The sequence below is a fragment of the Sphingomonas sp. PP-CE-1G-424 genome (assembly GCF_004341085.1).
GTDB lineage: Bacteria > Pseudomonadota > Alphaproteobacteria > Sphingomonadales > Sphingomonadaceae > Sphingomonas.
In genome coordinates this window covers 694722-707620 of the sequence record NZ_SLXW01000003.1, presented here as the reverse complement: position 1 = coordinate 707620, position 12899 = coordinate 694722, and the positions used below count along the sequence as shown (strand labels likewise).

The following is a 12899-nucleotide window of genomic DNA, read 5'->3' as shown; positions in this document are numbered from 1 at the left end:
GGATGGAGCGCCCGACGCCATCGGTCTTCCTCGCCTTTTGAACGGCCCGTAGCAGGCGGCAGGCCGATAAATAGCCGGATCGTCGGACGGATCAATCCCAAGAAATCCTTCCGGATCTGCAATTCAGCAACTTGGATGTTACATCGAAAATGGACGTAGATATGCGACAGCAGTGTTAACCATCGCGCCTTGCGATACTGGATCTTTGTACGTAAACCGCGACTAGAAATTCAGTAGACGCACGTCCGGACGCGACTTCTCGGGAGAGTTTAGCAATGCGGTTTCATCGAGTTGGCGTAACGGCTGTCCTGATCGGGATGGTGACCACGCCATTGGTTGCGCAGGACACGGCCAAGCGCGCGCCTAGCGTCGAAGGCTATCTTTGCACGTTCGCGGGCAAATGCGGCGGGGCGCAGACGGACGCCGGGCAGGCAACGCGCGATGCGCCCGCGACAAAGGGTTTCCGTCTGGCTCGTCCGGCGGGCGAGGCCGGTTCGGCTCAGAAGGCATCGCCGGTTTCCGCCTCATCCAATGGGTATGTCCGTCCTTCCACCTCGAAGCAGCCCCGCCCCGGACGTCGCCAGGCATGGCGCGGTGCGCAAAGCCCGGCGGCTGCGGGTTCGCGTGCTGACGGTGTCACGGCGACGGCCGCGGCGAACGTGGAATCGCTGGGACAGCGTCGTGCCGACCTTATGATCGGGTTCGATCTCAACTCCGCACGGATCAGTCGCCAAGGGCTCGCCTCCGCGAGGGTTTTCGCACAGTCGCTGGTTCGCCCCGAACTTTCCGGAACACGCTTCCGAATCGAAGGTCATACCGACTCGCGTGGCAGCCAGGCGTTGAATACGTCGTTGTCGGCGCGGCGGGCGCAGGCCGTCGCGGACTTCCTGGCGTCGCAGGGGGTCGATCGGTCGCGCCTCGTTACGCGCGGGTTTGGCGCGAGCGTGCCGTTGCCAGGGCATAAGCCGGGGGATCCGGCAAACCGCCGTGTCGAAGCCGAGTTGGTGCCGTAAGGCGCTGATCATGGTGCGTTTCGTCGAAACTCATGCCGGCGCCCATGCCGGTAATCGCATTGGCGCGGAGGCGTAGGTGACGGTCGAGGATCTTCTCGAACCCGTTTCCGCGGACGCGCCGGCGGGCGAGGACCTGTCCTATGACGCCGAGCGTCAGCGGATCGAGGAGGCATTCGAGGTCGCCTCGCTTGCGGCCGACGTGTCGGAGGCGGTCGACTGGCGTGAGACGATCGCGCTGATCGAGGCGCAGAGTCGGCGTACCAAGGATGTGTGGCTGGCGGTCTATCTGGCACGTGCGGGAACGCGGACGGGGTCGCTGGAAATCGTCGAGACGGGCTGTGCAATGCTGGCCGGTCTGTTCGATCGTTACTGGGACAGCGTCCATCCGACGCTGGACGAATATGGTATCCAAGGGCGCAAGGGGCCGTGTGAATCGCTGACGCGGATCGCCGAATTCCTTGGGCCGTTGCAGCGGACCGTGCTGCTCACGCATCCGCGACTGGGCAGTTATTCGAGCGACGATTTTGCGCGGTTCGCACGTGATGGCGATGCTGCGGAGGGCTATGGCCTGTTTCGCGCTGCGCTGAACGACACGCCGCTCGACGTAATGGAGACGGTACTTGGCAGGATCGACCAGATCGAAGCGTCGTTGCGCCAGGCCGATGCGATCCTGACCCGCGAGGCAGCGGCCGCCGACGAAACGGGCACCAATTTCGCGCCGACATTTGAAGTGCTGTCGGCGATCCGTCGAGCCGTCGCGCCGCATGCCGGTGTCGAGGTGGAGGCGGTTGCGGATCGTATGGAAGAGCCCACCAGCGATATCGAGGCACCGTCTTCGAAGGGCGCAGCCGTCGGTCGGGTCGACAGCCGCGAAGACGTGATGCGCGCGCTCGATGCGATCAGCGACTATTACCAGCGTCGCGAGCCTTCGAGCCCGATTCCGGTGGCGTTGCGGCGCGTCCGCGGCTGGATCGGGCTGGATTTCATGGCAATTATTAAGGATATTGCGCCCAACAGCGTCGCCGATGCCGGAACGGTATTGTTGACGAGAGTAGAGGAAGACGGCGCAACGAATTGGTAACGCTGTATAATCGAATTTACTTCATGCCTTTTTCGTTTCGGTTGGAGCGAAACAGGGGGTCAAAGCTTTCTAAGCTGCTAGTCTGAGTTGAAAAGGACGGGGAATGGCGATCAAGAGCGGACAGCGGTTCATTCGCGAAAACAGGGCGCCGCGCGTCCATATCGAATATGAAGTCGAGACCTATGGCGCGCGCCAGAAGGTCGAATTGCCGTTCGTGATGGGCGTTATGTCCGACCTGTCGGGCAAGAGCCATGTCGAGCGCAAGGCGACCGACCAGCGCGACTTCGTCGATTTCGACATGGATAATTTCGACCAGCGTATGGAGGCTATCGCACCGCGGGCTGCGTTCGCGGTGGACAATTCGCTCAGCGGCGACGGCAAGCTCGCAGTCGACCTGACGTTCCGCAGCATGGAGGATTTCTCGCCGGGTCAGGTGGCGCGCAACGTCGAGCCGCTCGCCAAGCTGCTCGAAGCACGGACCCAGCTCGAGGATCTGCTGTCGTACATGGACGGCAAGAACGGCGCGCAGGAGTTGCTCGACAAGGTGCTGAAGGATCCCGACCTTCTCGCCGCGCTGTCGGCAGCGAAGCAGGCTAAGGCGGCCGAGGCTGATGCCGCGCCGGACGTGCCGACCAACGGCGCTGCATAAGCACAAACCCAGAGCGGATTGGAACGAGGATATGGCGCAAGACGCGCTTCAGCAGACCCCATCTCAGCCGCAGGGCGAAGAGGTCGCGCTAGACGAATTTTCGGCGCTTCTGCAAAAGGAGTTCAAGCCGACCGATGCCGCGCGGCAGACGCGGATCGAGCAGGCGGTGCAGACGCTGGCGCAGCAGGCGCTGTCGAATGCGGCGATCATCGGCGGCGACGTGTTCGCCACAGTCGACGCGATGCGCGCGGCGATCGACGCCAAGCTCAGCGAACAGATCAACGCGATCATCCACAACCCGGAATTCCAGAAGCTGGAATCGGCGTGGCGCGGTCTTCACTATCTCGTCATGAACACGTCGACGGGCAAGGACATGAAGATCCGCGTGATGAACATGTCGAAGGAGGAATGTCGCAAGATGTTCCGCCAGTTCCGCGATGCCGCGTGGGACCAGAGCCCGCTGTTCAAGAAGATCTACGAGTCCGAATTCGGCCAGCTCGGTGGTCAGCCCTACGGTGCGTTCGTGTGCGACTACACGTTCGACCATAGTGCGCCCGATCTCGAGGTGATGAAGGGGCTAGCGCGGATCGGCTCGGCGGCGCACTCGCCGTTCATTGCCGCGGCCGCGCCGTCGCTGCTCGGGATGGAAAGCTGGACCGAACTGTCCAATCCGCGTGATCTCGGCAAGCTGTTCGACGCGACCGACTATGCCGCATGGCGGACGTTCCGCGCGTCGGAAGACAGCCGCTACATGGCGCTGGCGATGCCGCGTTTCCTCGGCCGTCCGCTGTATGGCGCGAAGACCGAACCGGTCGACGAGTTCGACTTCGAGGAAAGCTCGACGGGGTCGCACGACAAGCATCTGTGGCTCAATGCGGCCTATGCGATGGGCACGCGGATCACCGAGGCATTCAGCACTTATGGCTGGTGCACGCGGATCCGCGGCGTCGAATCGGGTGGGACGGTGCAGGATCTGCCGACCGCGACCTTCCCGACCGACGATGGCGGCATCGACCTGAAGTGCCCGACGGAGATCGCGATCTCGGACCGGCGCGAGGCTGAGCTGTCGAGCGCCGGCCTGATGGCGCTGATCCACCGCAAGAACACCGACCAGGCGACGTTCATCGGCGCGCAGACGCTGCACCGTCCGAAGAACTACGAACTGGCTGATGCGACCGCGAACGCCAATCTGTCGGCGCGACTGCCGTACATCTTCGCCAGCTGCCGCTTCGCCCATTATCTGAAGTGCATGGTGCGCGACTGGGTCGGCGGTACGCGCGAGGCGGATCAGCTCAAGCGCGACCTGAACAACTGGGTCCTGCAATATGTCGACGGCTCGCCGTCGACGTCGAGCGAAGAGACGAAGGCGCGGCTGCCACTCAAGAATGCCGCGATCGACGTGATCCCGGACGAAAGCAATCCGGGCTATTATCTTGGGAAGTTCATGTTCGTGCCGCATTATCAGCTGGAAGGCATGGACATCGCACTCAGCATGGTTTCCAGGCTTCCCAAGACTTCCGGCTGAGCCAAATCCTGCCATCGTAACGTCTCGTGACGATGGCTGTTTTCATGATGTGGGAGAAGTATCATGGCAGTAGATCTGTTCTTGAAGATTGACGGCGTTAACGGCGAATCGCGCAAGAAGGGCCATCAGGACGAGATCGATATCATCTCGTTCGATTTCGGTGCGGTCCAGCAGGGCTCGTTCCACACCGGCGGCGCCGGCGGCGGCTCGGGCAAGGCCGAGATCTCCGACATCCGCATCCAGAAGCAGGTCGACAAGTCGTCGCCGATGCTGTTCAAATCCTGTGCCTCGGGCAAGCACATCAAGGAAGCGATCATCTACTCGCAGAAGGCGGGCGATGGCTCCAATCCGCTGACCTATTACAAGATCAAGCTCGAAGACATCATCGTCTCCGACATCCACAATTCGGGTTCGTCGGGCGGCGATTCGATCATGGAATCGGTGACGTTCAACTGTGCCAAGGTCACGTTCGACTACCAGGCGCAGAACGCGCAGGGCGGCAAGGACGGCGGCGTCGTCACGGCGTATTACGACATCCGGCAGAACGAAGCCGGTTGATCTTGAAGACCGAGGGGAAGTCCGTGGAGCGGATGATGCGCGATGCGGACCAACTCCTGAAATCGAGCGATCTCGGCGGGGCGCGACGCGCACTCGTCGAGGCCGTTCGGTCGTCCCCCGGCGATGCGTCGGCGCGGATGTTCCTGTTCCAGGTGCTGGCGCTGGCCGGCGAGTGGGACAAGGCGAGAATTCAACTCGATGCGCTGGCGAAGATCTCGCCTGAGGCGCAGATGCTGTCGGTCGTGTACGGGCAGGCGATAGCCGCCGAGCGCGAGCGCGCCGATGTGATCGCTGGACGGGCGCTGGCTGTGCAGCACGTCGCGTCGGACTGGATGCCGGGCGTGATCGAGGCACTTCAGCATTTTGGCCAGGGTCGCGTCGCCGAGGGCGAAGCGGCGCGGGATGCCGCCTTCGACGCAGCGCCCGACACCGCCGGGACGCTCGACGGGGCGGCGTTCGACTGGATTGCGGATGCCGATGGCCGGTTCGGGCCGTGCTTCGAGGCCATCATCGGCGGGCGATACGGATTGCAGGCGTTCGACCAGATCGAGCGGATCGTCAGCGAGGGACCACTCGATCTTCGCGACGTCATTTGGTATCCGGTTCAGATTACATTCCGCACCGGCCAATCGGTCGCGGCGCTGTTGCCGGCGCGGTATCCGGGGACCGAGGCTGAAGGCGATTCCGCCGAACGGCTTGGGCGGTCGACCAGTTGGCGGGACGGCGCGGCGGGATCGGTCGGATCGGGGCAGCATCTCTGGTCGCTGTCGAACGGCGATGAGCACGGCCTGTTGTCGCTGCGCGCGCTCGTCTTCGCCTGATTCGTCATGGCCGTAACGCAGCGCCTGACGCCGACCCTGTTCGACAAGCTGGTGGCGGACATCGAGATTTCGGGGATGCGCGACATGAGCGACGACGCGCCCGATATCGCGCGGGAGAAATTTCGGCATTATTCGGTGCCCAAGCTCGAACGCTTCAACGAGACGGCACTGCGCGCGACCATTCGCCGCGATCTCGCCTGGTTGCTGAACACGACGAACCTCGAGTCGCTGGTCGATCTGGAGGCGTATCCGCACGTGCGTGCCTCCGTGCTGAATTACGGGCTGACCGATCTGGCTGGGCGCACGCTCAACCGGCGCGCGGTGCTAGCGCGGGCGCGCGAGACGCGGAAGGCGATCCGCGTGTTCGAGCCGCGTATCCGGCATGACAGCCTGACGGTCGAGCCGGTCGAGGATCCGGATCAGCCGCATTCGCTGACATTCGTGATCCAGGGCGACATCACGTCCGCGGCGCAACTGATGCCAGTGAAGTTCCGCACCGAGGTCGAGGCGGAGACGACGGCGGTGAACGTCCGTGAATAATATTCGGGGGCGGCGCCGATGAGCGGCGGGATCGATCCGCGGCTGCTGCGTTTCTACAACGACGAACTCGCGTATCTGCGCGAGGAGGCGGTCGCGTTCGGGCAGGAGCATGAGGCCGTCGCCGGGCGTCTCGGGCTGAAGACGCCGACCGATCCCGATCCGTATGTCGAGCGGTTGCTGGAGGGCGTCGCGTTCCTGGGCGCGCGCGTTCAGCTGAAGCTGGCGGATCAATATCCCGAATTCACCCAGCATCTGCTCCACGCGATCCAGCCGCATTATCTCGCGCCGATGCCGTCGATCTGCATCGCCGGGTTCGAACCGCGCGATGGCGATCCGATCCTGCTCGACGGCTACAAGGTGCCGCGGGGAACCGAGATGACCGCGACCGCGGCGGATCATGCGAACGCGCCGGTGCAGTTCCGGACCGGGCACGACGTGACGCTGTGGCCGTTGAAGATCACGCAGGTCGAATATCTGTCGAGCCGCGCGGCGGTGGCGCCGTTCGTGTCGGCAACCGGCGTGCGCGCCGAAGCGGGCCTGCGGTTGCGGTTCGAGTCGACCGGCGGCTTCGACCTGCCGACCGTGCTGCCCACGTCGCTGCCGATCTATCTCGCCGGATCGGAAGCGGTGCCAGCCGAGCTGTACCGCCAGATCATCGGCGAGACCTTGGCGGTGATCGGCCGGTCGGCGGACGCCGCGGCGGGGCCGGAGGGATGGCTGCGACTGCCGCAACCCGAGCAGGTCGGGTTCGGCGACAGCGAGTCACTGTTGCCGTCGGAGCAGCGGTCGTTTCGCGGCTACCGGTTGCTCGCCGAGTATTTCGCCTGCCCTGAACGCTTTTTGTTCGTCGATCTGAAAGACTTGGCCCGCGCGTTCAAACAGTCGCCGCGCGCGTGCGACATCGTGATCCTGTTCGGGCGGTCGTCGCCAGTGCTAAACAACGCGCTCGAACCCGCCAACTTCAAGCTGTTCGCGACCCCGGCGATCAACCTCTTCGAAAAGCAGCTCGGCCGCGTCCAGGTGTCGCGGTTCGATCATGAGCATCACGTCATCCCCGACCGCACCCGGCCGCTCGATTTCGAGGTTTTCCGGATCCTCGACGTAAAGGCGTATGCGCGTGACAAGGTGGATTCGCGCACCGTCGCGCCGCTCTATGCGTTCGGTGCGCTGCTCTACGACTGGCAGGAGGCGTTGTTCTACACGACGCAGTTGCGCCCGCGCCGGCTGTCGACGCGCGAGCAGCGGTTGCGGCGACGGCATGAATATACCGGCACCGAAACCTGGGTCAGCCTGACAGCGCCGGGCGATGCGACGCGGCTCGACGAGGTGCATGAACTTGGCGTCCGCGCGCTGGTCACCAACCGCGAGCTGCCCGAACTGCTGACGTTCCGTGGGGATTCGAACTTCGTGGTGTCGGGCGTGCCGGCGCGTGCGGTCACGGTGTTGCGCGCGCCGACCCGGCCGCGGCCACCGCTCGGGCTCGGCGATGCGGCGTGGCGCGTCATCGGGCATCTGACGCCCAATTACATGACGCTCGCGCCCGAGGATGGCGACGATCCGCACGTGTTGCGCGATCACCTCGCGCTGTACGGCTGGCAGGACGATGCGGGTCTGCGGCGGCAGATCGACGGCGTGCTCGGCATCCATTCGACCAAGGTGGCGCGGCGCGTGCCGGGGCTCGACCGGATGGCGATCGCGCGTGGCCACCGCATCACGATCAGGCTCGACGATGCGGCGTTCGACAAGGGCCGGATGTTCCTGTTCGGCGCGGTGCTCGAACGCTTCCTGGCCGAATTCGCGAGCATCAATGCGTTTACCGAGACTCATTTCACCAGTGCCACCGAGGGGGAGTTCGCCAAATGGCCGCCGAGGATAGGCCGCCAACACACCATCTGAGTTTCCTTCGGGATGCGGCGGTGGATGCGCGACGGTTTGGGTTGTTCCCGATCGCGCGTGGGGCGGAGGCGCGCGCGCCGCATCTGCCGCGGATCGGCCACGCACGCCGTCCGTCGCAGAGCATCGCCGACCTGGCGCAGGTGCCGACGCTGGCGTTTCCCGATGCGACGCTGGATTCGGTCGAGGTCACCGGGGATCGTGCGCGCGTGTCCGGATTCTGGCTTGGGCTGACCGGGCCGATGGGGCCGCTGCCCGCACATCTGACCGAATTCGCAGTGTTCGAAAGCCGCTATGCCAAGACGCAGCCGTTTGGGCGGTGGCTCGATCTGCTCGCCAACCGGATGTTGCAGCTCTTCTATCGGGTATGGGCGGATTCGCAGCCGGCGGCGCAGGCGGATCGGCCGCTCGACGATCGGTTCGCGCGCTATCTCGCGCAGTTGACCGGGGCGGGCGAAGGCGTGGCGGAGGATGCGGCGTTCCCGGCGCGCGCGCGGCTGCATTATGCCGGGCTGTTCGCGTCGCGGCGCAGTGCGGTCGGGATCGAGGACGCGCTCAGCCATCTGTTGCGCCAGCGCGTCAACGTTCTCGAATATCAGCCGCGTTGGCGCGACGTCGAGCGCGACGACCAGAGCCGGCTCGGGCGTGGGTTCAGCGGGCTCGGCACCGACATGATGATCGGTCAGCGGGTGCGGGTGGCGTCGGATGCGTTCCGCGTCGTGGTGCGCGCCAATTCGTTGCACGAATTCGAGGCGTTGCTCCCGGGCGGCGACCGCTTCCGGATCGCGTCCGAGGCCCTCGATGCGTTCGCGCCGAGCCATCTCGAATGGGATATCATGATCGAGATGGAGGAGCGCCACGCGCGGCCCGCCCGTCTCGACGGACGCGCGCGGCTCGGCTGGACCGGGTGGCTGGCGCCAGGGCAGGGTGACCGGGTCCGTGCCGACGCCCGGCTTACGCGCCGCGCCGCATCACGCAGACAGACTGCTCAATCGACTACGGGGGATATGTAATGACCGAGATCAGCCGCACCGCGTTGTTCGGCCGCCTCGATACCGCGACGCGGAAGGCGATCGAGACCGCGACGAGTTTCTGCAAGATGCGCGGCAATCCGTATGTCGAGCTGGTCCACTGGGTGCACGTCCTGCTCCAGGATCCGCGCAACGACGTGGCGGCGATCCGGGCGGCGTTCGCGATCGACGATGCGCGGCTGGCCGCCGACGTCACCGCGGCACTGGATTCGTTGCCACGCGGTGCGAGCGCGATCTCCGACTTCGCGCCGCAGATCGAGGAGGCGATCGAGCGCGGCTGGGTCTATGCCTCGCTGCAGTTCGGCGCCGGGCGCGTGCGGAGCGGGCATCTGCTGTACGCGATGGTGCGCACGCCGACGCTCCGCAACGCGCTGTTCGCGATCAGCGGCGAGTGGCGCAAGGTGCAGGCCGACCGGCTGGGTGAAGACTTCGCGACGATCGTCGGCGCCTCGGCGGAGACCGACGAAGCGCCGGTGGCTGCGGAGGCTGGCGACGGTTCTCCTCACGCGGGCGGCAAGGTCGGCGAAGCGCTGGCGGCGTATTCGATCGATCTGACCGCGCGCGCGCGCGCGGGCGAGATCGATGCGATCGTCGGGCGTGATGCCGAAATCCGTCAGGTCGTCGACGTGCTGCTGCGGCGGCGGCAGAACAACCCGATCCTGGTCGGCGAGGCAGGGGTCGGCAAGACCGCGGTGGTCGAGGGCTTTGCGCGGCGGATCGTCGACGGCGACGTGCCGCCCGCGTTGCAGGGCGTGACGCTGCGCTCGCTCGACATCGCGTTGATGCAGGCGGGCGCCGGCGTGAAAGGCGAGTTCGAGAAACGCCTGCGCGCGGTGATCGACGAGGTCGAGACATCCGAGACGCCGGTGATCCTGTTCATCGACGAGGCGCACAGCCTGATCGGGGCGGGCGGGCAGGCCGGGACGGGCGATGCCGCGAACCTGCTGAAACCAGCGCTCGCGCGGGGGCGGCTGCGGACGATCGCGGCGACGACCTATGCGGAGTATCGCCAGTATTTCGAGAAGGACCCGGCGCTGACCCGGCGCTTCCAGACGGTCGATGTCGGCGAGCCCGAGATCGATACCGCGATCGCGATGCTGCGTTCGGTCGCGCCGATGATGGAGGCGCATCACGAGGTCGTGGTGCTCGACGAGGCGGTCGCGGCGGCGGTGACGCTGTCGCAGCGCTATGTTCCCGCGCGGCAATTGCCCGACAAGGCGGTGAGCCTGCTCGACACGGCGTGCGCGCGCGTGGCGGTGTCGCAGCACGCGACGCCGGCGCCGGTCGAGGATCGCAGGCGGCGGTTCGAATTGCTCGAGGTCGAGCGCGGCGTGGTCGAGCGCGAGGCGACCGGCCGCTACCGCGAGGATGATCGGCTGGGCGAACTCGACGAGGCGATCGTCGCGGCCCGCGCCGACGTCGAGGCGGTCGAGGCGAAATGGGCGGCGGAGAAGGACGCGCTCGACGCCGTGCGCGCGGCCCGTGATGCGCTGACCGAGGAGGCGTCTTCGGATCCGCTCGATGCGGCGCTGGTGGCGATGCGCGCGGTGCAGGGCGATGCGCCGATGGTGTTCGGCGTGGTCGATGGCGACGCGATCGCCGCGGTGGTCGGCGACTGGACCGGCATCCCGATCGGCCGGATGGTCAAGGACGAGATCGCCAGCGTGCTGACGATCGCCGACAAGCTGAAGGCGCGCGTGGTCGGACAGGATCATGCGATGGACGCGATCGCCAAGCGTATCCAGACCAGCCGCGCCAAGCTCGACAATCCGTCGAAGCCGGTCGGCGTCTTCATGCTCTGCGGCCCGTCGGGGGTCGGCAAGACCGAAACCGCGCATGCGCTTTCCGAGCTGTTGTTCTCGGGTGACGAATCGATGATCGTCATCAACATGAGCGAGTTCCAGGAGGCACATACCGTCTCGACGCTGAAGGGCGCGCCGGCGGGGTATGTCGGCTATGGCCAGGGTGGCGTGCTGACCGAGGCGGTGCGGCGGCGGCCCTATTCCGTCGTTCTGCTCGACGAGGTCGAGAAGGCGCATCCGGATGTCCACGAGATGTTCTTCCAGGTGTTCGACAAGGGGTTCATGAACGACAGCGAGGGGCGGCATATCGATTTCCGCAACACGGTGATCCTGCTGACCTCGAACGTCGGCACCGACCTGATCATGAGCCTGACCGAGGACGAGGAGATGGCGCCCGAGGCCGACGGCCTCGCCACCGCGTTGCGGCCCGAACTGCTGAAGGTGTTTCCGCCTGCGCTGCTCGGGCGGTTGCTGGTGCTGCCCTATTATCCGCTCAGCCCGGCGATGCTGACGGGGATCGTCGGGTTGCAGCTCGACCGGATCGTCCGGCGAGTGCGCGACAATCACGATATCGCGCTCGATTACGACCAGGCTGTGGTCGAGCATATCGTCGCGCGCTGTACCGAAGTGGCGTCGGGCGGGCGGATGATCGATGCGATCCTGACCAACACGATGCTGCCGGCGATGTCGGTGGCGCTGCTCGAGCGGCAGATGCGTGGCGAGCGGGTGGCGGCGATCACGGTGCGGGTCGAGGACGGCGACTTCGTCTACGGCTTCCGCGCACGCGAGCCTGTGAAACGCGCGATCGCGGCCGAGCCGGCGGTGGAGGCGGTATGATCCGGGCGCCGCTCCTGCCGGGAATCGTCGCGGCGGCGGTCTTCGCCACGGGGTGCAGCGCGCAGCCTCGCGCGGCGTCCGCGGGAATGCCTGCCGACGTTCGCGCATTCGTCGCCAAGCGGACGCAATGCGATCACTTCAGAGGCGAGGAGCCTTATGATGCGGCCCGCGCGGCGGACCTCGATCGGCGGATGCGCGCCACGTGCACGGGCACCGATGCGACGCTCGCCCGGTTGAAGCGCGCCCACCACCGCGACCGCACGGCGATGCAGGCGCTCTCCGCCTATGACGCGCGGATCGAGTAGGTCATGGCCAGGGAACCCGCCGCCACGCCTGCGCAGACCGCCGAGCTCCAACGGCTGCTCAACCTGCGCGCGAGTACGCTTGGGATGATTCCGCTCAGGACCGATGGCGTGCTCGACGGTGCGACCACGCGGGCGATGCGGACCTATGCGGCGCGCGTGATGGGGCGTAGCGCAAGCCGCGGCGATCTGGCGACCGCGCTTGCGCAACAATCGCCGTCCGACCTGTTGCGCGAACAGGCGCGGGCGCGCGAGGCTGCGGCGAAGCTGAGCGGGGCGGACTGGTTTCGCCGCAACCAGGCGCGGTTTCCCAACAGCGACCGGGTCGCCGACCTCGCCCCGGCCTTCGCCGCGCAGGTGACGCAATTCCTCACCGCGCTGGCGAACGCGGGGACGATCGTGCGGATATCCTCGACACGGCGCAACCGCATCCGCGCGTGGCTGATGCATTATGCGTGGCAGGTCTCGCACGGGGCGGTCGCGCCCGCGGACGTTCCCGACGAGCCGACGGCGGGGATCATCTGGGATCACGGCGACGACACCCGCTCGATCGCCGCGGCGGCCGAGATGGTCGCGCTGTTCGCGATCCGCTTCAAGCCGTCGCTGACCTCGAACCATATCGCCGGGCTGGCGATCGACATGACGATCAGCTGGTCGGGCCCGATCGAGATCGTCGACGCCGCTGGTGCGAAACAGCCGATCGACCAGCCGCGCAATGGTAACGACAACGCGACGTTGCACACTGTAGGCGCGAGCTACGGCGTCAAGAAACTGCTGTCGGATCCGCCGCATTGGTCGGTCGACGGGCGGTGATACGCCGGTACCGCGCCGCGATCAGGTCATCCGG

At 65.9% G+C, this 12899-nt stretch carries 12 protein-coding genes; all 12 read left to right on the top strand.

Annotated elements, in window-relative coordinates:
• The first annotated feature begins 275 nt into the window (after positions 1-275).
• The 12 genes from C8J43_RS22345 to C8J43_RS13185 all read left to right on the top strand — a co-directional run bounded on the left by C8J43_RS22345 (position 276) and on the right by C8J43_RS13185 (position 12865).
• The gene (locus C8J43_RS22345) at positions 276-1013 is read left to right on the top strand and encodes an OmpA family protein (RefSeq protein ID WP_133031284.1); all 738 of its coding nucleotides are present in this window, start codon (positions 276-278) and stop codon (positions 1011-1013) included.
• A gap of 76 nt (positions 1014-1089) precedes the next feature.
• A complete protein-coding gene (tssA, locus tag C8J43_RS13235) occupies positions 1090-2094 on the top strand; it encodes a type VI secretion system protein TssA (RefSeq protein WP_133031283.1) in 1005 nt (334 codons plus the stop codon).
• A gap of 103 nt (positions 2095-2197) precedes the next feature.
• Positions 2198-2743, top strand: a complete 546-nt coding sequence (gene tssB, locus C8J43_RS13230; protein ID WP_133031282.1) for a type VI secretion system contractile sheath small subunit — start codon at positions 2198-2200, stop codon at positions 2741-2743.
• Positions 2744-2774: 31 nt separating this feature from the next.
• Positions 2775-4268, top strand: a complete 1494-nt coding sequence (tssC, locus tag C8J43_RS13225) for a type VI secretion system contractile sheath large subunit (protein WP_133031281.1) — start codon at positions 2775-2777, stop codon at positions 4266-4268.
• A 63-nt stretch (positions 4269-4331) separates the two neighbouring features.
• Positions 4332-4826: a type VI secretion system tube protein Hcp gene (locus C8J43_RS13220; RefSeq protein WP_133031280.1), complete on the top strand. Its 495-nt coding sequence runs from the start codon at positions 4332-4334 to the stop codon at positions 4824-4826.
• On the top strand, positions 4823-5647 hold the full coding sequence (locus C8J43_RS13215; protein ID WP_243645567.1) for a type VI secretion system accessory protein TagJ: 825 nt from the start codon (positions 4823-4825) through the stop codon (positions 5645-5647). Before C8J43_RS13220 ends, C8J43_RS13215 begins: the two co-directional genes overlap by 4 nt.
• 6 nt (positions 5648-5653) lie before the next feature.
• Positions 5654-6187, top strand: a complete 534-nt coding sequence (gene tssE, locus C8J43_RS13210; protein ID WP_060525593.1) for a type VI secretion system baseplate subunit TssE — start codon at positions 5654-5656, stop codon at positions 6185-6187.
• Positions 6188-6205: 18 nt separating this feature from the next.
• Positions 6206-8083 carry a type VI secretion system baseplate subunit TssF gene (gene tssF, locus C8J43_RS13205; protein ID WP_133031279.1) on the top strand — a complete coding sequence of 626 codons (1878 nt, stop codon included), beginning with the start codon at positions 6206-6208 and terminating at the stop codon, positions 8081-8083.
• Complete coding sequence (gene tssG, locus C8J43_RS13200) at positions 8047-9093, top strand: type VI secretion system baseplate subunit TssG (RefSeq protein ID WP_133031278.1); 1047 nt, start codon at positions 8047-8049, stop codon at positions 9091-9093. The genes tssF and tssG overlap by 37 nt, the downstream gene beginning before the upstream one ends.
• Positions 9093-11750: a type VI secretion system ATPase TssH gene (gene tssH, locus C8J43_RS13195; protein WP_133031277.1), complete on the top strand. Its 2658-nt coding sequence runs from the start codon at positions 9093-9095 to the stop codon at positions 11748-11750. The genes tssG and tssH overlap by 1 nt, the downstream gene beginning before the upstream one ends.
• Positions 11747-12055 (top strand): hypothetical protein, encoded by a 309-nt coding sequence (locus C8J43_RS13190; RefSeq protein WP_133031276.1) that lies wholly within the window; start codon positions 11747-11749, stop codon positions 12053-12055. The genes tssH and C8J43_RS13190 overlap by 4 nt, the downstream gene beginning before the upstream one ends.
• Positions 12056-12058: 3 nt before the next feature.
• Positions 12059-12865, top strand: coding sequence for a hypothetical protein (locus C8J43_RS13185; protein ID WP_133031275.1), 807 nt, complete (start codon positions 12059-12061; stop codon positions 12863-12865).
• Positions 12866-12899: the final 34 nt, after the last annotated feature.